This window comes from Corynebacterium atrinae, from assembly GCF_030408455.1.
In the GTDB taxonomy this organism is placed as follows: Bacteria; Actinomycetota; Actinomycetes; order Mycobacteriales; family Mycobacteriaceae; genus Corynebacterium; species Corynebacterium atrinae.
This window is the reverse complement of record NZ_CP046977.1, coordinates 488,709-511,137: the sequence shown is the minus strand read 5'-3', so window position 1 is coordinate 511,137 and position 22,429 is coordinate 488,709. Positions and strand designations below refer to the sequence as shown.

20 protein-coding genes and 2 pseudogenes are annotated in these 22,429 nt (G+C 64.2%); 11 read left to right on the top strand and 11 right to left on the bottom strand.

Features of this window, described 5'->3' with window-relative positions; translation table 11 throughout:
* Positions 1 to 5 precede the first annotated feature (5 nt).
* Genes CATRI_RS02605 through CATRI_RS02590 form a run of 4 tightly spaced genes read right to left on the bottom strand, consistent with a single transcriptional unit; the run spans position 6 to position 3,166 of the window.
* Complete coding sequence (locus tag CATRI_RS02605) at positions 6 to 200, bottom strand: hypothetical protein (protein ID WP_290219432.1); 195 nt, start codon at positions 198 to 200, stop codon at positions 6 to 8.
* A 53-nt stretch (positions 201 to 253) separates the two neighbouring features.
* Positions 254 to 1,057, bottom strand: a complete 804-nt coding sequence (locus CATRI_RS02600; protein WP_290219430.1) for a trimeric intracellular cation channel family protein — start codon at positions 1,055 to 1,057, stop codon at positions 254 to 256.
* The gene (locus tag CATRI_RS02595; protein WP_290219428.1) at positions 1,057 to 1,956 is read right to left on the bottom strand and encodes an exodeoxyribonuclease III; all 900 of its coding nucleotides are present in this window, start codon (positions 1,954 to 1,956) and stop codon (positions 1,057 to 1,059) included. The genes CATRI_RS02600 and CATRI_RS02595 overlap by 1 nt, the downstream gene beginning before the upstream one ends.
* A gap of 10 nt (positions 1,957 to 1,966) precedes the next feature.
* A complete protein-coding gene (locus tag CATRI_RS02590; RefSeq protein WP_290219426.1) occupies positions 1,967 to 3,166 on the bottom strand; it encodes an MFS transporter in 1,200 nt (399 codons plus the stop codon).
* Between the two features lie 97 nt (positions 3,167 to 3,263).
* Here CATRI_RS02590 and CATRI_RS02585 point away from each other — a divergent pair, with 97 nt between their 5' ends.
* From CATRI_RS02585 to metX, 8 genes and pseudogenes are all read left to right on the top strand, one after another.
* The gene (locus CATRI_RS02585; RefSeq protein WP_290219424.1) at positions 3,264 to 4,307 is read left to right on the top strand and encodes an iron-siderophore ABC transporter substrate-binding protein; all 1,044 of its coding nucleotides are present in this window, start codon (positions 3,264 to 3,266) and stop codon (positions 4,305 to 4,307) included.
* A 67-nt stretch (positions 4,308 to 4,374) separates the two neighbouring features.
* Complete coding sequence (locus tag CATRI_RS02580; RefSeq protein WP_290220925.1) at positions 4,375 to 5,313, top strand: FecCD family ABC transporter permease; 939 nt, start codon at positions 4,375 to 4,377, stop codon at positions 5,311 to 5,313.
* Positions 5,310 to 6,332: a FecCD family ABC transporter permease gene (locus tag CATRI_RS02575; protein WP_290219422.1), complete on the top strand. Its 1,023-nt coding sequence runs from the start codon at positions 5,310 to 5,312 to the stop codon at positions 6,330 to 6,332. The genes CATRI_RS02580 and CATRI_RS02575 overlap by 4 nt, the downstream gene beginning before the upstream one ends.
* Positions 6,329 to 7,131, top strand: a pseudogene (locus tag CATRI_RS02570) (ABC transporter ATP-binding protein). Before CATRI_RS02575 ends, CATRI_RS02570 begins: the two are co-directional and overlap by 4 nt.
* A 5-nt stretch (positions 7,132 to 7,136) precedes the next feature.
* Positions 7,137 to 7,979, top strand: a pseudogene (locus CATRI_RS02565) (siderophore-interacting protein); the annotation flags it as partial.
* 111 nt (positions 7,980 to 8,090) lie between these two features.
* On the top strand, positions 8,091 to 10,304 hold the full coding sequence (locus tag CATRI_RS02560; RefSeq protein ID WP_290220922.1) for an NADP-dependent isocitrate dehydrogenase: 2,214 nt from the start codon (positions 8,091 to 8,093) through the stop codon (positions 10,302 to 10,304).
* A gap of 132 nt (positions 10,305 to 10,436) precedes the next feature.
* The gene (locus tag CATRI_RS02555; RefSeq protein ID WP_290219421.1) at positions 10,437 to 11,744 is read left to right on the top strand and encodes an O-acetylhomoserine/O-acetylserine sulfhydrylase; all 1,308 of its coding nucleotides are present in this window, start codon (positions 10,437 to 10,439) and stop codon (positions 11,742 to 11,744) included.
* Entirely contained in the window at positions 11,741 to 12,847 is a 1,107-nt protein-coding gene (gene metX / locus CATRI_RS02550; protein WP_290219418.1) for a homoserine O-acetyltransferase MetX, read from the top strand. The genes CATRI_RS02555 and metX overlap by 4 nt, the downstream gene beginning before the upstream one ends.
* Before the next feature lie 11 nt (positions 12,848 to 12,858).
* On the opposite strand, the gene CATRI_RS02545 is transcribed toward metX, so the two are convergent.
* The 4 genes from CATRI_RS02545 to CATRI_RS02530 form a co-directional block, all read right to left on the bottom strand.
* Positions 12,859 to 13,593: a DUF4839 domain-containing protein gene (locus tag CATRI_RS02545; protein WP_290219416.1), complete on the bottom strand. Its 735-nt coding sequence runs from the start codon at positions 13,591 to 13,593 to the stop codon at positions 12,859 to 12,861.
* Positions 13,594 to 14,026: 433 nt separating this feature from the next.
* A complete protein-coding gene (locus tag CATRI_RS02540) occupies positions 14,027 to 14,425 on the bottom strand; it encodes a helix-turn-helix domain-containing protein (protein ID WP_290219414.1) in 399 nt (132 codons plus the stop codon).
* 193 nt (positions 14,426 to 14,618) lie between these two features.
* Positions 14,619 to 14,936, bottom strand: a complete 318-nt coding sequence (locus tag CATRI_RS02535) for a DUF3017 domain-containing protein (RefSeq protein WP_290220920.1) — start codon at positions 14,934 to 14,936, stop codon at positions 14,619 to 14,621.
* Positions 14,937 to 14,940: 4 nt separating this feature from the next.
* Positions 14,941 to 15,795 (bottom strand): bifunctional methylenetetrahydrofolate dehydrogenase/methenyltetrahydrofolate cyclohydrolase, encoded by an 855-nt coding sequence (locus CATRI_RS02530; RefSeq protein WP_290219412.1) that lies wholly within the window; start codon positions 15,793 to 15,795, stop codon positions 14,941 to 14,943.
* Positions 15,796 to 15,819: 24 nt separating this feature from the next.
* Here CATRI_RS02530 and CATRI_RS02525 point away from each other — a divergent pair, with 24 nt between their 5' ends.
* A complete protein-coding gene (locus tag CATRI_RS02525; RefSeq protein ID WP_290219410.1) occupies positions 15,820 to 16,290 on the top strand; it encodes a tRNA (cytidine(34)-2'-O)-methyltransferase in 471 nt (156 codons plus the stop codon).
* On the opposite strand, the gene CATRI_RS02520 is transcribed toward CATRI_RS02525, so the two are convergent.
* A complete protein-coding gene (locus tag CATRI_RS02520) occupies positions 16,172 to 17,596 on the bottom strand; it encodes a PH domain-containing protein (RefSeq protein WP_290219408.1) in 1,425 nt (474 codons plus the stop codon). The genes CATRI_RS02525 and CATRI_RS02520 overlap by 119 nt on opposite strands.
* Complete coding sequence (locus CATRI_RS02515) at positions 17,593 to 18,042, bottom strand: PH domain-containing protein (RefSeq protein ID WP_290219406.1); 450 nt, start codon at positions 18,040 to 18,042, stop codon at positions 17,593 to 17,595. The genes CATRI_RS02520 and CATRI_RS02515 overlap by 4 nt, the downstream gene beginning before the upstream one ends.
* Positions 18,043 to 18,082: 40 nt before the next feature.
* On the opposite strand from CATRI_RS02515, the gene CATRI_RS02510 reads away from it, so the two are divergent.
* Positions 18,083 to 18,286, top strand: coding sequence for a hypothetical protein (locus tag CATRI_RS02510; RefSeq protein WP_047252408.1), 204 nt, complete (start codon positions 18,083 to 18,085; stop codon positions 18,284 to 18,286).
* Here the strand turns inward: CATRI_RS02510 and CATRI_RS02505 are convergent.
* On the bottom strand, positions 18,283 to 21,402 hold the full coding sequence (locus CATRI_RS02505; RefSeq protein ID WP_290219402.1) for an error-prone DNA polymerase: 3,120 nt from the start codon (positions 21,400 to 21,402) through the stop codon (positions 18,283 to 18,285). The genes CATRI_RS02510 and CATRI_RS02505 overlap by 4 nt on opposite strands.
* Before the next feature lie 141 nt (positions 21,403 to 21,543).
* On the opposite strand from CATRI_RS02505, the gene CATRI_RS02500 reads away from it, so the two are divergent.
* Complete coding sequence (locus CATRI_RS02500) at positions 21,544 to 22,428, top strand: MetQ/NlpA family ABC transporter substrate-binding protein (RefSeq protein ID WP_290219400.1); 885 nt, start codon at positions 21,544 to 21,546, stop codon at positions 22,426 to 22,428.
* The last annotated feature ends 1 nt before the right edge of the window (position 22,429 follow it).

The following is a 22,429-nucleotide window of genomic DNA, read 5'->3' as shown; positions in this document are numbered from 1 at the left end:
TGGTACTACTTGCCCAGTTTGCGGGAGGTGGGGCTGAAGTTGTCCAGGCCCATGGCGATAGCGGTGACGATCAAGGCGCCGCCGAGGCCCATGACGATGGCGGCGACCATGGTCATGACGGAGTGGCCGAGGCTGGCGGCCCAGAAATAGCCGCCCACGAGGAGGACAGCACCGAGGACGAGCGAGATGAGTGCGCGCATGAGCGGATTCCACTTCTGTTGTTGTGATTTAAGGCAATGTCGGGGTCATTCTATCAACCGGCTGTCTGATCTGGGTCATCTCTCCGCTTCCATTTCTGCTTCTTCTCCCCCTCGGGCCGCTTCTTCCGCTCGAGGAGGGAGTAGCGGGAGATATCGAAAGAGACGCGACGGATACCGCGGCGCATGTAGCGGTAGGAGCTGCGCAGGCGCGGGTCGATGGGTTGGTCTTTGCCTTGGTAGTCAAAGACGGGCAGGCTCCAGCCGCGGTACATGGCGAGCACGCGCACGGCGAAGGCGGTGACCAAGGTGATCACGATGACCCAGTTCTCCCCCAGGCCCAGCTCCAGCAGGCTGACGTAGGTGATCGTGGCCAGGATGGAGATAGAGGCGTAGAGCTCCTTGGAAAACACCAGGGGCACCCGGTCGGACATGAGGTCACGCAGCACACCGCCGGAAACACCGTTGACCACGGCGGCGACGCAGGCGATGACGAAGCCATGTCCCATCTCCAGTGCGACCTGGGTGCCGATGACGGAGAAGGCGGCGAGGCCGACGGCGTCGGCAAGCAGGAACAGCTTGCGGAAGTAATGCATGATGAAGGACAGCGCGACCGTGGTCAAGGCGGCGGCGACCACGATGATGAGGTAGCGCGGCTCCGCGACCCACGCCAGGGGGTAGTGGTCGAGGAGGACATCGCGCATCGTGCCGCCGCCGAGGGCCGTGAGGCCCGCGAGCGCGATGACTCCGAAGAGGTCCATGCGCTGCCGACCAGCCGCGAGTGCTGCGGTGATCGCTTCGGCGGTGATGCCGATGATGAAGAGCGTGGTCAGCAGCTGCGCGGTGTCCAGGGCATCCATTAGCGGTAGGTGACGTTCAGCGGCGAGTGGTCGGACCAGCGAGTTTCCACGGACGGAGCGCGGTCGACCCAGGAATGCTCGGCACGCTCCAGCATGGACTTGGTGGCGGCTTGGTAGTCGATGCGCCAACCAGCGTCGTTGTTAAAGGCCTGCCCGCGGAAAGTCCACCACGTGTAGGGGCCGTCGCCTTCCGGCTGGAGGCGGCGCGCCACGTCGAACCACTGCGGCTGCGCGGCGGCGGTGCGGACGGTGCGGCCGGGATAATCAACCACGCCGAAGTACTCGCCCAGGCCGGGCTTTTCCTGGCTGGTCTCTTCCGGGAAGGCGCCGAACACGGAGTCCATGAAGGCGCGCTCGTCGGGGAGGAAGCCGGACTTCTTCTGGTTGGTCTTCCAATTTTTCAGGTCCTCGCGGCGGTGGCAGATGTTCCAATCACCGCCGATGACCATGTCGCCGAATTCCTCCGCACGGGCATCGAGGATGCCGGTGAACTCATCGAGGAAGGAGTACTTCTCGTCCTGCTTCGCGGTGCCAGCCGAGCCGGACGGCAGGTACAAGGATGCGACGCGCACGCCTTCGTAGGTTCCTTCGATCCACCGGCCGGAATCGGGGAAGGAACCGAAACCCACGCGGACGTCGATAAGCGGGGAGCGAGAAAGGATTCCGACGCCCGCGCGGCCCTTCGCCGCGGCAGGCGCGCCCACGTAGTGCCAGCCGGAGTCCAGCGCCGGCTGCAAGGCGGCGATCGTCTCCTCGACGGTGGCGCGCACCTCCTGGAGCAGGACGACCTCGGACCGCGTCTGGTTGAGCCAGGCGTGCATGCCTGGGTTGTCCTCGTTGCGTTGTTTGACGGCGGCGCGGATGCCATTGACATTGACGGAGGTGATGGTCAGGCTCATTCCGATCACCTTAGTCGGGACGCCTCAGGCGGGTCGCAGGGATCCAGATGAGGATGGCCAGCACTGCGAGGACAGCACCGGCGATGGCGGGCGCGGAGTAGCCCCAACCAGCCGCGATGACCGCTCCGCCGAGGGCGGCACCGAAGGCGTTGGCCAGGTTGAGCGCCGAGTGGTTAAGCGAGGCGGCCAGCGTTTGAGCGTCCCCGGCGACGTCCATAAGGCGCAGCTGCAGGCTGGGAACGAGGCTGGCGCCGAAGAAGCCGACGAAGTTGAAGGCGAGGGTCCCGGGCACGATCCATGCGGAGGCCCAGGAGAAGATGAGCAGGATGACGCCGATCATGACGAGGGCGAAGAGGATGCCTCGGTCGAGGTTGCGATCGGCCAGGCGACCGCCGAACCAGTTTCCGGCCACGCTGCCCACGCCGTAGGCCATGAGCACCAACCACATCCAGGACACGTCCATCCCGGCGCGCTCGGTCATAGTCCAGGAGATGTAGGTGTAGACGGCGAACATGCCGCCAAAGCCGACGGTGCCCATCGCCAGGGTGAGCCACACTTGGCTGCGGCTCAGCGCGCCCAGTTCAGTACGAACGGAGGTGGTGGGCATCTGGGTCATGTGCGGCATGAGGAACCACAGGGCGGTGACGGTCATGGCCGCGAGGACGGCCACGAGGACGTAGGCGCTGGCCCAGCCGAAGGCCTGCCCGAGGGCCTGGGCGGCGGGAACACCGGCCACGGTGGCCACCGACAGGCCCATGCCGACGAAGGCGATGGCGCGGCCCCGCTGACCGGCGGGCGCCATCGACGCCGCTGAGAGGGCCGCCACGGAGAAGTACGCGCCGTGCGGCAGGCCCGCGATAAAGCGGGCGGCCAGCAGGGTGCCGTAACTATCAGAGACCGCCGCGAGGACATGGCCGAGGGTAAAGGCCGCCATGAGGATGAGCAGCAGGCGGCGGCGAGGAATGTATCCCGTCACCGCGGTGATAAGCGGGGCGCCGACGACCACGCCGAGGGCGTAGGCAGAGATGATGTGCCCGGCTTGGTTCTCGGCGATGCCGAAGTCTGCGGCGATGAGCGGCAGCAGGCCCATGGAGACGAACTCCGAGGTGCCGATGGCGAAGCCGCCGAGGGCCAAAGCAATCATGACGATGATGCGGCGGGGTTCGGATATCTCGGTTTGCCGGGGAATGGGCTGGCGGGTCACATGCACGGGGCGTCACCATACCCGTTCTTGAAATCTTCCAAAACTAGGTAAGGTCATACTATCTTTGCCTAGCCTTACCTATCCCCGCTATGAAAGGGGCGCCGTGCGCGCAGCCATTCCAGTCATCATCGTCGCCTCTGCCCTCACTCTGGCAGCATGCGGCTCCGCGTCGGAGTCCACCTCCTCCTCGGAGAATGCCGACGCCAAGACCACCGCCACCTCGGGTGAGTTCCCCGTCACCGTGGACCACGCCTTCGGCTCCACCACCATCGATTCCCAGCCGCAGCGCTTGGCCACGGTGGGCTGGGCCAACAACGAGGTACCCCTGTCGCTCGATGTGGTCCCCGTCGGCATGTCCAAGGCCACCTTCGGCGACGATGACGGAGACGGTATCCTCCCCTGGGTCGAGGAGAAGCTCGAGGAACTGGGCGGCGACACGCCGGTGCTGTTCGACGAGACCGATTCCATTCCCTTCGAGCAGATCGCCGACACTCAGCCCGACGTCATCCTTGCCGCGTACTCCGGCATCACCCAAGATGATTACGACAAACTGTCCAAGATCGCCCCCGTCGTCGCCTACCCGGGCATCCCGTGGGGCACCTCACTGGGAGAGATGATCACTCTCGACGCCGCCGGCCTCGGCATGGAAGATCAGGGCACAGAGCTCAACACCACCCTGGATACCGAGGTCGCCGATACCCTCAAACAGTTCCCCGACCTCAAGGAGGCGAAGGTCCTGTTCACCGCGTTCGGTGGCCAGAATGACTACTCGAAAATCGGTTTCTACGGCACCAAGGACCCGCGCGCGGGCTTCCTCGCCGACGCCGGAATCGGCGTGCCCCAGGTAGTCCAGGACGAAAGCGGGCAGGCCGAGAGCTTCTGGATCGAGCGCTCCGCCGAGGATGTCGAAGCCTTCAATGACGTCACCCTCATCATCTCCTACGGCTCCGATGATCCGGCGGAGAACGCCAAGACCCTGGCCGAGCTACAGGCCCATCCCCTACTCGGCCGCATCCCCGCGATCCGCGATGGCCATGTCGCATTCCTGGGCAACGGCCCCCTCGCGGCCTCCGCGAACCCTTCACCGCTGTCCATCCCGTGGGGCATCCAGGACTACTTCTCGCTGCTCAACGACACCCTGAAGTAAACCCTTGGACCGTTCACACCCGCGCCGCCTCCTCTTCACCCTCGCGCTCGTCCTCGGACTGTGCGCGATGGGTGTGGCCTCGGTGGCCTTCGGCATGCGCGATATTTCCTTCGCCGATGTCTGGGCCGCTCTCCAGGGCCACACCGACACCGTCGATCAAGCAGCCGCGTACCAGAGGATTCCGCGTACCATCCTCGCGATGATCATCGGGGCCGCATTGGCGGTATCGGGCACCACCATGCAGGCCATCACGCGCAACCCCCTCGCCGACCCCGGCATCTTCGGCGTCCTCGCTGGCGCGGCGCTGGCCGTGGTCATCGGCATCGCGTTTTTCGGGCTGAGCAACCAGATAGCAACATTCTTCGTCGCCATCATCGGCTCCGCCGTCGCCGCCATCTTCGTCTACACCGTGGGATCGCTCGGAGGGGCCGGGGCCACGCCGCTCACGCTCGCCCTCGCGGGTGCCGCGACGGCTGCCGCCGCCAGCTCACTGGTCAGCGCCATCCTCCTCCCCCGCGTGGACGTGATAAACCAGTTCCGGTTTTGGCAGATCGGAAACGTCGGTGGCGCAGACCTCGAGCAGATGGCCCTGGCCGCTCCCTTCCTCATCGTCGGTGTTCTGTTGTGTTGGGGCAGCGCGACGGGCCTCAACGCCCTCGCGCTCGGCGATGACATCGCCACCGGCCTCGGCGCCCGCACAGGAACCACGCGCCTAGTTTCCACCGTGGGAGCCGTCACCCTCTGCGGAGTGTCCACCGCCTTGGCCGGGCCCATCGGCTTCGTCGGGCTCATCATCCCGCACCTGTGCCGGCTGCTCGTGGGTACCGATCACCGCTGGCTCATGCCAATCACGGCGTTGGCGGGCGCGATCCTGCTCGTCGGCGCAGATACCCTCGGCCGGGTGGTCAACCGCCCCAGTGAGGTTGCGGTGGCGGTGCTCACCCCCATCATTGGCGCTCCATTGTTCATCTGGATCGTCCGCCGAACGAAGGCCCGCGAACTATGACCACTGCCGTTCGCGCTAGCCGCGCCGCCCACCGACGCTCCCACCTCCTCACCATTAGCGTTCTCAGCCTCATCCTCGCGTGCCTCGTCGCCACCGCCCTCATGGTCGGTGAGACCTTCTATCCCCCAGGCGATGTCATCGCCGTCATCCTCGGCGAGCGCGTGCCCGGCGCGTCCTACACCGTTGGCGAACTGCGACTGCCCCGCACTGCGCTCGCCGTCGTCGCGGGCGCGTCCTTCGGAGTCTCCGGCGTGGTGTTCCAAACAATGTTGCGCAATCAGCTCGCTTCCCCGGACATCATCGGTATCTCGTCCGGGGCGGGCGCGGCGGGTGTCGTGGGCATTGTCTTCTTCCACCTCAGCCAGGCGACGGTTTCCCTCCTGGCACTCGTGGCGTCCCTGCTGGTGGCCGGTCTCATCTATGCCCTGTCACTGCGCGGCGGCTTCGCGGGCACCCGGCTTATCCTCATCGGCATTGGCATCGCGGCCCTGCTCCAATCGGTGGTCACGTACACGCTCTCCCGCGCCGCGGCGTGGGATCTGCCCACGGCCACGCGCTGGCTCACCGGTTCCTTCAACGCCGCCAGTTGGACGTGGGTGGTGCCGGTGGCAATCACTGCCGGGCTGATGATCCCCCTCATTGTGGTGCTCAGCCACCGCCTCTCCGTCATGCGCATGGGCGATGACCTAGCGTCTGCGCTGGGTATCCCGGTGAAGGCCACCCGCATCACCATCATCGTCGCCGCCGTCGCCCTCATCGCCGTCGCTACCGCCGCGTGCGGCCCGATCGCGTTCGTCGCGTTCATGTCGGGCCCCATTGCCATGCGCCTGACACGATCGGGTTCCTCCCCCGTCGCGGCTGCCGCGCTCGTTGGCGCGCTGCTCGTCCTCGGGGCGGACCTGCTGGGCCAGTTCGCCTTGGGTACCCGTTACCCGGTTGGCGTCATCACCGGCATCCTCGGCGCGCCGTACCTCATCGTCCTGCTCATTCGTTCCCAGCGCACCGGAGGTGCCTCATGACCGCATCCCACTCCATGTCCGCCCGGGATCTCACCCTGGGCTACGGCACCCGCTAGGTCGCCGCAGACCTCAACGTGGACATCGCCCCCGGCGCGGTCACCGCGATCACGGCCCGAACGGCTGTGGAAAGTCCACCCTTCTGCGTGCGCTGTCCCGCCTGCTCAGCCCCGAGTCAGGGCAGGTGCTTATCGACGCCGCCCCGATCAGCACCATCCCCACCCGCGAGCTGGCCCGCATTCTGGGTCTGCTTCCGCAGACCCCCACCGCGCCCGACGGCATCACCGTCGCCGATCTCGTCGGCCGTGGCCGCACCCCGCACCAGGGGTTGTTCGGCCGCTGGAGCACCAAGGATTATGAGGTCGTCGCCGAGGCCCTCTCCGCCACGGGCTTGAGCGATCTCGCCGAGCGCAGCGTCGATGAGCTATCCGGCGGCCAGCGCCAGCGGGTGTGGGTTGCCATGGCGCTGGCCCAGGACACCGACATTTTGCTTCTCGACGAACCCACCACCTACCTCGACGTCGCCAACCAACTCGACATCCTCGACTTGTTGCTCGACCTCAACGCCCACCGCGGCACCACCATCGTCATGGTGTTGCACGACCTTAACCTCGCGGCCCGCTACTGCGATCACCTCATCGCCATGCGAGACGGGGCGATCATCGCCTCGGGTACCCCCGAGGAGGTCGTCACCGCAGAGACGGTGAAAAAGGTCTTCGCCCTCGATTCCCACGTCATGCCCGATCCCGTGTCTTCCCGCCCCATGGTCATGCCCATCGGCCGCCACCACATCCTGAGGTAAATCCCATGAGCTTCCTGCCCTTTGCCGTCCGCGTCCATGCTCTCGAGCGTCTCAGCCCCACCTTCCTGCGCCTGGTCTTGGAAGGCGCTACGCTCCACGACTTCACCATCAACGGCCCCATCCTGGACCAGCGCATCAAGTTCATCATCCCCACCGCTACCGGCCACCTGCCAACGCTGCCCACCGACGGCACCTGGTTCGACTACTGGCGCGGTCTCCCCGAGGACGAGCGCGGCCACATCCGCACCTACTCCGTGCGGGAACTCCAGGATGACCTGCTCACTGTCGACGTCGTCCTCCACCTCAAGGAGGGCGAGTCCGGCCCCGCCGCAACGTGGGCCGCCAACGCCGAGATCGGCGACGAACTCATCGTCATCGGCCCCGGGCCCGAAAGCGAGTACGGCGGCGGCATCGAGTTTTTCCCCGGCAACGCCACCGAGCTACGCCTCATCGGTGATGAGACGGCCGTCCCCGCGGTCGCCCGCATCCTCGAGGACCTGCCAGATGGTGCCCGCGGCGAAGTCCTCCTCGAAGTACCGGCCGCAGAGGACCACCTCCCACTCCAGGCCCCGCCCGGTATCCGCGTGACCTGGCTCGACCGCAACGAGGAGCCGTTCGGCGCACCCTTAACCCGCCACCTGCACATCGCGCTGGACAGCGGCGATTCGGACGAGGTGACGTGGGAGACCCCGACGTTTTCCGCAGCGGGTGAGCCCGTGGACGTCGATAAGCAGCCCGGCGAGGGCATCTACTACTGGATCGCCGGCGAGTCCGGCGTGGTGACGTCCCTGCGCCGACACTTGGTTAAGGAACGCGGCATTCCCCGCCATCAGGTGTGCTTCATGGGTTATTGGAAAGTGGGGTCCCCATGGGCACCTAGCTGGGCAGGTGACACGTATCGGCTACCAAACAGGTATCCTGGTGGATTGACTGTATCGCCAAAACTTCAAGGGAGACTCATGGCAAAGATCATCTGGACCCGTACCGACGAGGCACCGCTGCTGGCGACCTACTCGTTCAAGCCGGTGGTGGAGGCTTTCGTCGGCACCGCTGGTGTCGAGGTAGAAACCCGCGACATTTCCCTCGCCGGACGCATTATCGCCCAGTTCCCCAATCGCCTGACCGATGAACAGCGCATCGATGACGCGCTGGTCGAGCTGGGCGAGCTGGCCAAGACTCCGGAAGCCAACATTATCAAGCTTCCGAACATCTCCGCGTCGGTCCCGCAGCTCAAGGCCGCGATCGCCGAGCTGCAGGCCCAGGGCTATGATCTGCCGGATTACCCGGACAACCCGACCACGGATGAGGACAAGGATGTCCGCAAGCGCTACGACGCCGTCAAGGGTTCCGCCGTCAACCCCGTCCTGCGTGAGGGCAACTCTGACCGCCGCGCGCCGGAGGCAGTGAAGAACTTCGTCAAGAAGCACCCGCACCGCATGGGCACCTGGTCCGCCGATTCCAAGACCAACGTCGCCACCATGGACGCCGATGACTTCCGCCACAACGAGAAGTCCGTCATCATGCCGGCCGCCGACACCCTGACGTTCCAGCTGGTCGACGCCGCCGGTAACACCACCAAGCTCCGCGAGGACCTCGACGTCCTCGCCGGTGAGGTCGTCGATGGCACCGTCATGCGCGCTGCATCGCTGCAGCAGTTCCTCAACGAGCAGGTCGCCCGCGCCAAGGAAGAAGGCGTGCTCTTCTCCGTGCACCTCAAGGCCACGATGATGAAGGTCTCCGACCCCATCATCTTCGGCTACGTCGTCCGCACCTTCTTCGCCGACGTCTTTGATAAGTACGGCGATGAGCTCCTCGCCGCCGGTCTCAACGGCGAGAACGGCCTCGGTGCCATTTACTCCGGCCTCGACAGCCTGGAAAACGGCGCCGAGATCCGCGCCGCGTTCGACGCCGCTCTGGCCGCCGGTCCCGCGCTGGCCATGGTCAACTCCCACAAGGGCATCACCAACCTGCATGTTCCCTCCGATGTCATCGTCGACGCCTCCATGCCCGCCATGATCCGCACCTCCGGCCACATGTGGAACAAGGACGATCAGGAGCAGGACACCCTCGCGGTCATCCCCGATTCCTCCTACGCCGGCGTGTACCAGGCAGTCATCGAGGACTGCAAGGCCAACGGCGCCTTCGACCCGACCACCATGGGCACTGTCCCCAACGTCGGACTCATGGCGCAGAAGGCCGAGGAGTACGGCTCGCACGACAAGACCTTCAAGATCGAGACCGATGGCACCGTCCAGGTCCTCAACGCCGCCGGTGATGTTCTCATCGAGCACGAGGTTTCTGCCGGTGACATCTGGCGCGCCTGCCAGACCAAGGACGCCCCGATCCAGGACTGGGTCAAGCTCGCCGTCGACCGCGCCCGCATCTCCGGCATGCCCGCCATCTTCTGGCTGGACCCCGCCCGCGCGCACGACCGCAACCTCATCTCCCTGGTGGAGAAGTACCTCGGCGACCACGACACCGAGGGCTTGGACATCCAAATCCTCTCCCCGGAGGAGGCCACCAAGGTGTCCATCGAGCGCATCCGCCGCGGCGAGGACACCATCTCCGTCACCGGCAACGTGCTGCGCGATTACAACACCGACCTCTTCCCCATCCTCGAGCTGGGTACCTCCGCCAAGATGCTCTCCGTCGTGCCGCTCATGGCCGGTGGTGGCCTCTTCGAGACTGGTGCCGGTGGCTCCGCCCCGAAGCACGTCCAGCAGGTGCAGGAAGAAAACCACTTGCGCTGGGATTCCCTCGGCGAGTTCCTCGCCCTGGCTGAGTCCCTGCGCCACGTCGCCCGCACCGAGGACAACGCCCAGGCCGCCATTCTGGCCGACGCCCTGGACAAGGCCACGGAGAAGCTCCTCAACGAGGGCAAGTCCCCGTCCCGCAAGGTCGGCGAGATTGATAACCGCGGTTCCCACTTCTACCTGGCTTCCTACTGGGCCGAGGAGCTGGCCGCGCAGACCGAGGACGCCGCACTCGCGGAGGCCTTCGGCCCGATCGCTACCGCCCTCGCCGCCGACGCTGCAGTCATTGACCAGGAACTGATCGACAACCAAGGTCAGCCCGTTGACCTGGGTGGCTACTACCAGCCCAACGATGAGAAGACGAGTGATGTCATGCGCCCGTCCTCGAAGTTCAATGAGATCATTGACGGCCTGAAGTAAATCACACCAAGAAAGGCGCCCTTCGGGGCGCCTTTTTTATTCATACGGTGGCCTGGGCGTTTCCGAGAATTCTAGACAGCTCGGTTTGTTTGCCGCGTAGGGTGATTGCAACCAACCCGAAGGAAGCACACCATGACCAAGTACGACAACACCCAAGCCGCCGAGTGGGCATTTGATACCCGGGCTATCCACGCCGGATCCACGCTGGACGCCGATAACCGTTCACGCAACCAGCCGATCCACCTCACCTCCTCTTATGTCTTCGAATCCGCCGAGCACGCCAAGCAGCGTTTCGCCCTAGAAGACCTCGGCCCGGTGTATTCCCGCCTCACCAACCCGACGGTGGAGGCCTTGGAAAACCGCTTGGCGTCCCTCGAAGGCGGTGTGCACGCTGTGGCGTTCGCGTCCGGCCAGGCCGCGGAGACCGCCGCGATCCTTAACCTCGCAGGTGCGGGCGACCACATCGTGGCCTCCCCTCGCCTCTACGGCGGCACAGAGACCCTCTTCCAGGTCACGCTCAAGCGCCTGGGCATCGAGGTCAGCTTTGTAGAGAATCCCGACGATCCAGCCTCCTGGCAGGCCGCCGTCCGCCCGAATACCCGCGCATTCTTCGCCGAGACCTTTGGCAACCCCATCGCCGACGTCCTCGATATCCCGGCCGTCGCGGAGGTGGCCCACGCCAACCAAGTTCCGCTCATCGTCGACAACACCCTGGCCACCGCGGCCCTGGTCCGCCCGCTGGAGCTCGGTGCCGACATCGTCGTCGCCTCCTTGACCAAGTTCTACACCGGCAACGGCTCCGCCCTCGGTGGCATCCTCATCGACGGCGGCACCTTCGACTGGTCCACATTCGAGCAGTTCACTACCCCGGACCCCGCCTACCACGGACTCCGCTACGTGGATCTCGGCCCGGCCGCGTTCGGCCTCAAGGCCCGGGTGGGCTTGCTGCGCGACACCGGCGCGGCCCTGTCCGCCTTCAATGCGTGGACGACCCTGCAGGGTCTAGACACCCTCTCTCTCCGGGTGGAGCGCCACAACAGCAACGCCGCGGCCGTCGCAAAGTTCTTGTCCACTCACCCGCAGGTCGCCTCGGTCAACTACGCCGGCCTGGAAACCTCCCCGTGGTTCGCAGTCAAGGAAAAGCTCGGCCTCACCCACACCGGCTCGGTGCTCAGCTTCGACCTCACCGGCCCGACTGATGACCACACCCGCGCCTGGGCGTTCATCGACGCCCTCAAGCTGCACTCCAACCTCGCCAACGTCGGCGACGTCCGCTCCCTCGTCGTCCACCCCGCGACCACCACCCACTCCCAATCCGACGCCGCCGGGCTCAAGCGCGCCGGAGTCAGCCAGGCCACCGTGCGCCTGTCCGTGGGCATCGAAAACATCGATGACATCCTCGCCGACCTCGAGCGCGGTTTCCAGGCGGTAAGCTCGTGACCCTTCACCAGGTCACCATCGGCGATCTCCCCACGGAAGCCGGTGCGCTCATCCCTGATGTCACCATCGCCTACCAGCAATGGGGCACGCTGCGCATCAACGACGACGACACTAACAACCTCATCCTCGTCGAGCACGCCCTCACCGGCGACACCAACGTCGCCGACTGGTGGGGCCCGCTGCTTGGCCCGGGAAAGGCCCTGGACACTGATGCCTGGTGCATCATCTGCACCAACGTCATCGGCGGCTGTCAAGGCTCCACCGGCCCCGGATCGCCGCACCCCGACGGTGGTCGCTGGGGGTCGCGCTTCCCCGCCATCAGCATCCGCGACCAGGTCACGGCAGAAAAGATGCTTCTCGACGCCCTCAACATCACCCGAGTCCACGCCGTCCTCGGCGGCTCCATGGGCGGTGCCCGCACCCTTGAATGGGCGTTGATGTTCCCCGAGATGCTTGACACCGCCTGCGTCATGGCGGTCTCCGCCCGCGCCAGCGCCTGGCAGATCGGCATCCAATCCGCCCAGATCTCCGCCATCGTCCGCGACCCGCACTGGCACGGCGGCGACTTCTACGAGACGGGCACCTCCCCCGATGCTGGCCTCGCCGCCGCTCGCCGCATCGCCCACCTGACCTACCGCGGCGAACAGGAACTCGAAGAGCGCTTCGGCGCCCGCCCACAACCCGACGAAAACCCCCTGGGCCCCTACCGCGATCCCTCCCAACGCTTCGGAGTAGATAGCTACCTGCAATACCAGGGCCAAAAACTCGTCGAGCGCTTCGACGCCGGCAGCTACGTCACCCTCAGTGAAGCAATGAACCGCCACGACATCGGCCGCGGGCGAGGAGGCCTCAACAAAGCACTCGCCTCGTGCACCGTCCCCACGATGATCGTCGGCGTCGACACCGACATCCTCTACCCCTACCACCAGCAGGAACACCTCTCCCGCAACATCGGCAACCTTCTAGGAATCGCCCGGATCGTCTCCCCCGTCGGCCACGATGCCTTCCTCGCCGAGTTCCGACAAATGGATCGAATCCTTCGCCGCTTCCTCATCCTCAGCGTCCTCACCGAGGAAGAACACGAGGATGGCTACATCATCTAAAACGGTGTGGGCTAGCGAAATTCGGTGGTCACGGGCTCAAGTAGGAGGAGACAAGACTTTTCTTCATACTCTTTCACCTCCGCGGTGACGCGAAGTGCGTCCTTGACAGCCAAGGTGTCCGGGATATTGGGTCCAGTAAGCTTCAAATCTGAGACGATGTTCACATCTCGGAATTGAAACTCTGGCCCACTGAAGGACGACTCATCGTAGTCCCCTGCATTTATCAGGATGTCATAGCGAGTTTTGTAGTCGTCATGATTGTTCAACGCGCCGATGTACCCGTCAAATGCAATGGTCCTTCCTGCGTACTTGGAAGCAAAATCGGACACCGTTTCACTGCAGTAGTCCCGCACTTGCAGCAACTGAGCGAAATCTGCATTGTCTTCAACGGTGATAATCTCAACGGGTTCAGGGGCAAGAGGTTCTTCTTCGGGCTGAGGGATAGCTACCGCTGAACTCGAAGCAGAACCGGATTCGTTGTTGGGCTTATTACTATCGCCTTCCCCCATCACCCCCATGATCAAGGCAATGGCTAGCAACACTACGGCCATGCCGCCGAGCGCAGCCCACAGACGCCAGGATGTCTTTGGTTTTGGGCGGCGGAAGACCAACGTGGATCGCAGTCGCCCCTGCTCCTGGGAAACCAATTCCCAACCTTCCTGCTGCTTACTCTTGATCGCCTTTGCCTCGCCACCCCTGATCGCCTTGATCTCAGTGAGCTCGTACTGTGGTTCCTCGCTAGTCATGAGTTTTCCTGCCCTTTTGATAAGTGACGAGCCCTACGACTCTTGATGTGAAATCAGTACGGACCGGGCGGCATGACGCGACACGGATATGGCTGCACTAAAGGTTCTGCGAGGCGTTGCAACGCTTACATCTTTTATGTGATGTTACTTGCTTCCTTATGCGCAGTATCAACTATTTTTAGATTTCTGTCATTTCGACTAATTGAGCAAGAACGGCTGCTTGTGATGATCACATCCCGGAGAGCCCACTACTTTGCTACCCGCTAAGAATTGAAGGCCTGGTGGTATGTGAGAGTTTGACGCTCCAGTGGTGGTGCTGGTCATACGATCTCCGGGGGAGACTGTCCGCCGTCGATCACACAACGAACCACCATCAACTTGGGTCGAATTCTGCAAAACAAGATGGGCAACGAAGAACTACCCAGATTCGCATCTATAGGAGTCTCGCGATTTCTTCGTCCGCACCGGCAGAGGTCTCACTTTGACGCGCAAATCGTTCCGCAAGATCACGTCGGTCGCTATCACGTTGCTTCTCGAATTCCAACAGGTCACGCATCCGAATGCGCCGAACGCGCCCGACAGAGTAGAAGTCAATATCCCCACGGTCAAGAAGCTTGTACAGGTGAGTACGGCTCATCCCGAGCTTTTTGGCAGCTTGGTTTGGTGTGACTGACCCATCCTCGCCTACGGCAATGATGTCTTCATCCTCGCGGATAGATGCCACCAAGCTGAGCAACAGGTCACGAACACTGGAGGACACATCGGACTTCGCGAAGGCTTGAATCTCATCGAGATCTTCAGAAGTAAGGGCGGAAGTCGGCAAAGTCTGCATTTCCACTCCTTTTTGCGACTCTTCACATTATGGGGGTCGCCACTGAAGCACTTGCCATACCTGGCACAGATGACATAAATGACACTAGCGTGCTTTATTCTTGGTCACAAGAGTTACTCGGCACTGTTAATCCTCCCCGACCCCCTCCTCAGCAGTTCCTTTTCTGGCCAACCTGAGGTACTCATTTAGGCAATTAGGATTCCAGCGCATCGACTGAGGCCGATAGGAAGGCCATGGTTCCGCCGATGAGGAGGCAAAAGAAGGCGTCGAAACGCCGGGAGCGGACCGCGAATACTCCGAGGACGCGGGAGTCGCAGGTCAGGCGCAACAGGGCCAGCCACAGCATGGAGGCGCCGAGGACGAACGTGGCTCGGCGCCAGTGTTCGGTGGCGGCGAATACGGAAGCGACGATGACCCCCACGACGAAGAGGATCATGCCCGCCCACTGCACCACGCGGGGGATGCGGGAGGGGGGTAGGTCCAGGTCGTGGGGGTTGTCGAGGGCTCCCATCGGATTATTCACCGGCGAGTAGTTCCGCCCTCTCGACGACGTTGCGCACGAGGAACGCGCGGGTCAGGGGGCCGACACCACCGGGGTTCGGGGAGACGAAACCAGCTACCTCCCACACGTCGGGGTGGACATCACCGGCGAGTTTGCCGTCGAGGCGGGAGACGCCGACGTCGAGGATGGCGGCACCTGGTTTGACCATGTCGGCGGTGAGCATGTGGGGGACGCCGGCGGCAGCGACGATGACATCGGCCTCCCGCGTTTCTGCGGCAAGATCCTTCGTGCCGGTGTGACACAGGGTGACGGTGGAGTTTTCGGAGCGGCGGGTGAGCATGAGCCCGATGGGGCGGCCGACGGTGACCCCGCGGCCGATGACGACGACCTTGGCGCCGTTGAGCTCGACGTCGTAACGCTTGAGCAGGTGGATGGCACCGTTCGGGGTGCACGGCAGCGGCGCGGCTTCGTTGAGCACGAGCTTGCCCAGGTTCATCGGGTGCAGGCCATCGGCGTCCTTGTCGGGGTCGATGGCGGCGAGCACGGCGTTTTCATCGAGGTGCTTCGGCAGCGGGAGCTGGACGATGTAGCCCGTGCAGGCGGGATCATTGTTGAGCTCGTCGATGACGGCCAGCAGCTCTTCCTGCGTGATGTCCTCGGGCAGGTCCTTGCGGATGGAATTCACACCGATTTGTTCGCAATCGCGGTGCTTCATCTTCACATAGGAGTGGGAGGCGGGGTCGTCGCCCACGAGCACGGTCGCCAGGCCCGGCACGATTCCCTTCTCTTTGAGGGCGGCCACGCGCTTGGTCAGGCCGGCAAAGATCTCGTCGCGATAGAGCTGTCCATCAAGTTTCGTCGCAGTCACGCACCCCATCCTAGACTCATGGGCATGCCCATCCTGCACGTCATCTTCGATAATCCCGTCATTCCCCCGAATACGGGCAACGCGATTCGCATGTGCGCGGGCACCGGGGCACACCTGCATTTGGTGGAACCCCTGGGATTCGATCTCACGGAGAAGAATCTTCGCCGCGCAGGGTTGGACTATCACGATTTGGCGGATGTCACGGTCCATCCGGACCTTGACAGCTGCTTATCGACGCTCCCCTCCTCCCGCATCTTCGCCTTCACCACCACGTCAAGCACGTGGCACACGGCGATCGACTACCAGGAGGGTGATGCGTTGCTGTTCGGCACGGAGCCCACCGGGCTCCCCGCCGAACATCTAGCTCATCCCCGGATTACTGGTGAGGTGCGGATTCCCATGCTTCCGGGGCGTCGGTCGATGAATCTGTCGAACTCGGCGGCGGTGGCGACGTATGAAGCATGGCGTCAGCTGGGGTTTCCTGGCGGGGTGTAGGGAGCTTGCGCTGGCGCAGGGTATCCACGAGCGTCCGGCCATCCTCCGGGGTGAGGTCTTCACCGGCCATCATGACGGGGCCGGGAACGAGGTCGAAGCGGACGGTGCACAGGCCAAGGGCCTGCTGCAGCGGGCCGCGGGTGAGCGACAATTCCTGGATGTGGGCGGGGGCGACGACCTTGACTCGGCGGGCGAGGCGCCCGCTGTGGACCACGACGGCGTCGATAAGCACAGTGACAGCTTGTTGCTGCAGGTCGATGGGTGACACCCACCGGGCAGAAGGCGGCGACGTAAACGTCGGCGTGGTGGCGCCCTCCGGGCGGGCGGAGGCCTCGATCCGTTCCGGATCAAGCGGACTGACCAGTGCCAAGAGGGCGACGGCCTGCTCGCGGGAACCGACGGGCAGCAAAGTGCTGCTCGATTCCTGCTTGGTATCCACGCCGTAGCCGGCGACGGACACCTTGACGTACCACCAGCCGAAGAAGCGCCACAGGATCGGCTGATGGACTGTCACGCCGTGGATGCGGTGGAGCGGGATGGATTGGCGGCGGCGATCGGCCAGACCGTAGGAGAGGTTGAGGGTGTCGCCGTCGAGGAAGGCGGTGAACTTCCAGCTGCGGTCGATCTGGCCCCACACCGTGGGGAAGATACCGATGATGATCGGCACGGAGGCGGCCCAGGTCAGCGGACTGAGGAGGAAACCGATGATGACGGCGACCGCGCCGATCAGCGAGCCCTGGAGAGCGGCACCGGCCAGCGAGCGGGCGATGGGGATTTCGGGGATGAGGGGCGCGCCGACCTCCACGACCTCCTCCTGAACCGCTACCTCACCCTTGGCCCTAGCCAGCACCTCCACCCGCAGTTCCTCCGCTTCGGCGCGGGGCAGGAAGGCGATCTCAATGACGGAATCGCTGCCACCCGCGGTCTCCACTCGGACCGACGCGAGACCGAAGATCCGCGCGATAACCGATTCGACGACGTCGACAGCCTGGATCCGGTCATAGCGAGCAGTACGCAACTGGCGGCTCAGCACGCCCTTCTTCAGAGAAATCTCCTCATCGGTGAGCCGGAACCCGGTGGCCTTCCACCACACCTGCGACACGAGCCAGATGATCCCGCACAGAGCGATAAAACCGGCGACCCCGAGGAGAATGGGCAAGACGTTCCCATCAGTCAGCCACCCGTAGGCGATGCCAAGTATGGTCGCGTTGATATTGACGGCCGCGACGGCGATGGCAGCCAGGATGACCGTCCAAAACCGCAGCAGCGGAGTCAGGCGATGAACGTGACGGAACTCCTCGTTCACAGGCCGCTCATCCTCTCTCGGGCCTTGATGGCCAGGCGATCGCGCAAGGCATCCGCCACCTCGGCGGGCAACCCCTCGACCGAAGAATCAGAGGTGGCCGATGCCGTGTGCAGCTCCAGGGTCTTCATGCCTAACGGACGATCAATGGGTCCCGCGGTGACGTCGACAAACTGAATGCGGCCATAAGGCACGACGGTAAAGGTGTGCCACAACTTGCCCTTCGTGATCAGCAGCTCATCCTCCGTCTCCTGCCAACCCAACAGCTTGACCTGAGCGGGGATGAGCCACAACTGCCAGAGAAAGAACGCCACAAAAATCCCAGTCCCGATCCACAGCCACGGGCTCAGCAACCAGGCGGCGACGGCAAAACCGATCCCCAGCACAGCAATCCAGGGCAATCGGCTGAGATATCGGGCAGTTACCAGCTTGGGAGAAACGGGATTCATACCTCTCACCTTAACGATCCCTTAACTACAATGATCTCCCGTGACCGCGTTCGAGTACTTTCTGGCCAAGATCCCCACGGGGGCGACGATCGCTGTCGTCATCGCATTCATCTCCACACTGGTGACCCAGGATATGCCGCTGAACATTTTCAGCATCCTCTTCTTCCTGGTCACCTGGGCCACGCTGACCGTCATCGCCTCCGCGATCCTCATGGCCATTGAGCTGATTCGCGATCGGCTCTAGCGGAAGTCCCGCGAACCTCGGCTAAACCACTCCCCGATCGCCAGGGGCTCCAGCCGGTCCGCCACAACACTCGTCGCCCCGGTCGCGTTTTGCACAATTCCGCGCACCACCAGCACCTTCGAGGTCCGCGCGACTACGCGTTGCCGCTTCCACAGCCCCACCGAGACCATGACGTTCATCAACCCGGTCTCATCTTCCATGCCTAAAAACGTCAGTCCCGAGGCGGTCTGTGGTCGCTGTCGATGCGTGACCACGCCCGCGATGCGTACCCGCGTGCCATCCGGCACGCTGCGCAGGTCACAGGCCCGGAGGATGCCCGCCTCGGCTAGCTGATCGCGCACCATCGCCATCGGCTGCGTCTGCGGGGTCACCCCGGTGCTGCTGACATCGGCAACCAGGAGCTCCAGCGAACTCATCCCGGGCAACGCCGGGGCTTCGATGGCCGAGAGCCCCGGCAGCATTCCTTCCCGTTCGGTCGCCGCAATTCCGGCCTCCCACAATGCTTGCCGGCGGTCGATGCCAAAGCAGTCCAAGGCCCCGGCCCGTGCCAGGGCTTCGACGTGTGCCACCGTGAGATCGGCCCGGCGCGACAGGTCCGGGATGCTGGTGAAGGGGGCGGCGGCTTCGATGCGCGCAGCGGCTTCCTTCACGCCGTTGATGAGGTTGAGGCCCACCCGGATCTGGCCGTCCACCACCCGGGCGTGCTCGCCGGATTCGTTGACATCCACCGGCAGTACCTGCACCCCGTGTCGGCGGGCGTCCTGGATGAGCGACTGTGGGGAGTAGAAGCCCATCGGCTGGGCGCGGAGCAGGCCAACGCAGAACTCCGCCGGGTAGTGGTGTTTGAACCACGCCGAGAAGTACACCAGGGAGGCGAAGGATTGGGAATGTGATTCAGGGAAGCCGTAGGCGGCGAACGCGACGATCTTGTTCCAGAGTTTCTCCGCGACGGCCCCATCGATGCCGTTGGTTTCGTGCGCTCCCCGGAAGAAGCGATCGCGCAGCGCCGCCATCCGCTCCGGGGATCGCTTGGAGCCCATGGCGCGGCGCAACTCGTCGGCTTCGGCTCCGCTGAAACCGGCGGCGTCGACAGCCACTTGCATCAGCTGTTCCTGGAACAGCGGGATGCCCAGCGTCTTTCCTAGGGATTTCTCCAGCACGGGGTGGTCGTAGGTGATCTCTTCGAGGCCATCCCGGCGGCGCAGGTAGGGGTGGACGGATCCGCCTTGGATGGGGCCGGGGCGGATGAGTGCGACCTCCACGACGAGGTCGAAAAAGCAGCGGGGTTTGAGCCGCGGGAGGGTGGACAGCTGCGCGCGGGATTCGACCTGGAAGACTCCGACGGCGTCGGCACGGCAGAGCATGTCGTAGACCTCCGGTTCCGCCAGGTCCAGCTCCCACAGGTTGACGCGGCGGCCGCGTTGTTCTTCTACGAGGTCCATCATGTGGTGCAGGGCTTCGAGCATGCCCAGGCCAAGCAGGTCGAACTTGACCAGGCCGACGGAGGCGCAATCGTCTTTATCCCATTGCACGACTGAGCGCTTTTCCATCCGGGCCCATTCGACGGGGACAACGTCGGCGATAGGACGATCACAGATGACCATGCCGCCGGAGTGGATGCCCAGGTGCCGGGGTTGCCCCTTGAACTGGGCCGCCAGCTCCAGTACCTCCGGTGGCGGTTCGGCGGTGCCCTTGCTCCAGGCATCAGCGCTGCCTTGCGGGTACCCGAGGGCGCGGGCGGCGTCGCGAACAGACCCCTTGGTCCGGTAGGTGATGACGTTGGCCACCTGCGCCGCCTTGGTCCGCCCGTGGCGCTCATAAACGTACTGGATGACTTCCTCGCGCCTGCCCGATTCAATGTCGATGTCAATGTCGGGTGGGCCGTCCCGGTTGGGTGAGAGAAAACGTTCGAATAACAGCCCCGCGCTGACGGGTTCCGCGTTGGTGATGCCGAGTGCGAAACACACCGCCGAGTTCGCCGAGGAGCCGCGCCCCTGACAGAGGATACTGCGGTCGCGGCAGAAATCCACGAGGTCGGAGACGATGAGGAAATACCCGGGGAAGTTCAGCTGCTCGATCACGTCCAACTCATAATCGATCTGCCGCCGCGCCCGCTCCTGAATCTCTTCCGGGCGGGAGGCGTACCTGCGCTGCGCCCGCTCCCGCGTCATCTCCCGTAGCCAGGACATCTCGCTGTGCCCGTCTGGGGTGGGAAAGTCCGGCAGCTCCGGGGCGACGAGGTCGAGGGTGAAGGCGCACTCCTGGGCCACAGCGAGGGTTTCCGCCACCAGCGCCTCCCGCCCGGGGAGCAGGCGAAGCATCTGTTCCCCCGAGCGCATCCAGGGCGCACCCATGGGGTGCAAGTCCGGCTCGGCGTCGGGAAGCGAGAGCCGACGGGCCAACGAGCGTTTCGCCCCGGCCAGCCTGGAGTGGGCCCGGGTGGCAGCCGCCGGAACCGCAGTCGCTATCGCCCGGAGGTTGTTCCAGCGGTCGAGGAGTTCGTGGTGGTCAGCGTCTTCCGGGGTCATGGTGACGGCGTATTCCAGGACCACGTTCTCCGACCCAAAGGCGGCGAGCACTGCCTCGATGTCATCGGACCATTCCCATCCGAGCAGCACCAGGCCGTGCCCATCGAGGGCATCGGCCACGCCCTCCAGAGGAGGGTAGGACACCTCGCCTTTCACTCCGGTGATCATGTGCGCATCGCTGATCAGGTGGGATAAACGACGGTAGCCTTCGGGACTGCGGGCCAACACGGTGAGGATGCGATCCCCCATCGTCAGCTCGGCCCCGAAGACGGTGGGCAGGTTCACCGCAGCAGCGGCCTCGGCGAATTTTACTGCCCCGTAGAAGCCATCTCTATCCACCAATGCCACGGCGGACAGGCCAAGCTCGACAGCGCGGGCCACCAGCTCCTCCGGCTCGCTCGCCCCGCCGAGGAAGCTGTACGAAGAGACGGCGTGGAGTTCGGCGAAGGGGACGCGGGCGCGGCCAGCCGGGCGGCGGGGAGCCTCCGTGCCCAGGTGGTCGACGGGGACCGGCGTGGGCTCGTCGCGGCCGGAGAGAATACGCTCCAGCCGCGACCAGTTCAATGGTGCGCCGCCGTTGAATCGCATACCACAAAAATAGCGGAATCGAATGCCTGTACCAACCCCCTCTCCTATCCGCTGAATTCAAAGTAGACAGAGCTGTACGGGCGGTGCTAGGTTGTGCAATCAGCGTTATCACCACCCCAACTGTGTAAGGACTTCAACGACATGAACTTCCGTCGCATTTTCGCGGGCGCCGCCGCAGCCGTCATCGCTGCCACCGGACTCGTCGCCTGCTCCTCGTCCGACTCCGGCTCCGACTCGGCTTCCGGTTCCGACAACGCCCCCATCCGCGTTGGTACCACCGACGCCAGCTTGGGCGAGTGGGAGGTCTTCTCTGACCTGGCCCAGGAGGAAGGCATCAAGGTTGAGATCGTCAACTTCTCCGACTTCACCACCCCGAACGATGCCCTGGCCCAGGGTCAGATCGATGTCAATAAGTTCCAGCACCTGCTGTTTTTGAACAACTACAACGAGGGCACCGGCAACGACCTCGTCCCGATCTCCGCCACCGAGATCTACCCGCTGGCCCTGTACTGGAAGGACCATGACTCCCTCGATGGCATTGAGGGCCAGAACATCACCATCCCCAACGACCCGACCAACCAGGGCCGCGCCATCAACGTGCTCGTGCAGGCTGAGCTGATCACCCTCAAGGAAGAGGGTCTGCTCAACCCGACCCCCGCCGACATCGATCAGGGCGCCTCCAAGGTGACCGTCACCCCGGTGGACGCCGCACAGACCCCGACCTCATACCACGAGGGCTCCCCGGCGATCATCAACAACTCCTTCATCGAGCGCGCCGGCATCGATCCCCTGTCCTCCATCTTCCAGGATGACCCGTCCACGGAGCAGGCCGAGCCGTACATCAACGTCTTCGTCACCACCGCCGCCAAGGCCGACGATGAGAAGATCAACCGCCTCGCCGAGCTGTGGAAGGACCCGGCTGTTGCCGCGGCCGTGCAGAAGACCTCCGGCAACACTGCCGTCGCCGTCGATCGTGACCGCGCGCAGCTCGCCGAGATCATGGACCGTCTGGCAGCCAACAACTAAG

Coding starts and splice junctions, on each gene's coding strand:
- CATRI_RS02505 (WP_290219402.1), bottom strand. CDS start 21,402: ATGCGATTCAACGGCGGCGCACCATTGAACTGGTCGCGGCTGGAGCGT.
- CATRI_RS02555 (WP_290219421.1), top strand. CDS start 10,437: ATGACCAAGTACGACAACACCCAAGCCGCCGAGTGGGCATTTGATACC.
- CATRI_RS02540 (WP_290219414.1), bottom strand. CDS start 14,425: ATGCAGACTTTGCCGACTTCCGCCCTTACTTCTGAAGATCTCGATGAG.
- CATRI_RS02535 (WP_290220920.1), bottom strand. CDS start 14,936: ATGGGAGCCCTCGACAACCCCCACGACCTGGACCTACCCCCCTCCCGC.
- CATRI_RS02525 (WP_290219410.1), top strand. CDS start 15,820: ATGCCCATCCTGCACGTCATCTTCGATAATCCCGTCATTCCCCCGAAT.
- CATRI_RS02500 (WP_290219400.1), top strand. CDS start 21,544: ATGAACTTCCGTCGCATTTTCGCGGGCGCCGCCGCAGCCGTCATCGCT.
- CATRI_RS02560 (WP_290220922.1), top strand. CDS start 8,091: ATGGCAAAGATCATCTGGACCCGTACCGACGAGGCACCGCTGCTGGCG.
- CATRI_RS02595 (WP_290219428.1), bottom strand. CDS start 1,956: ATGAGCCTGACCATCACCTCCGTCAATGTCAATGGCATCCGCGCCGCC.
- CATRI_RS02515 (WP_290219406.1), bottom strand. CDS start 18,042: ATGAATCCCGTTTCTCCCAAGCTGGTAACTGCCCGATATCTCAGCCGA.
- CATRI_RS02545 (WP_290219416.1), bottom strand. CDS start 13,593: ATGACTAGCGAGGAACCACAGTACGAGCTCACTGAGATCAAGGCGATC.
- CATRI_RS02605 (WP_290219432.1), bottom strand. CDS start 200: ATGCGCGCACTCATCTCGCTCGTCCTCGGTGCTGTCCTCCTCGTGGGC.
- CATRI_RS02600 (WP_290219430.1), bottom strand. CDS start 1,057: ATGGATGCCCTGGACACCGCGCAGCTGCTGACCACGCTCTTCATCATC.
- CATRI_RS02575 (WP_290219422.1), top strand. CDS start 5,310: ATGACCACTGCCGTTCGCGCTAGCCGCGCCGCCCACCGACGCTCCCAC.
- CATRI_RS02580 (WP_290220925.1), top strand. CDS start 4,375: ATGGGTGTGGCCTCGGTGGCCTTCGGCATGCGCGATATTTCCTTCGCC.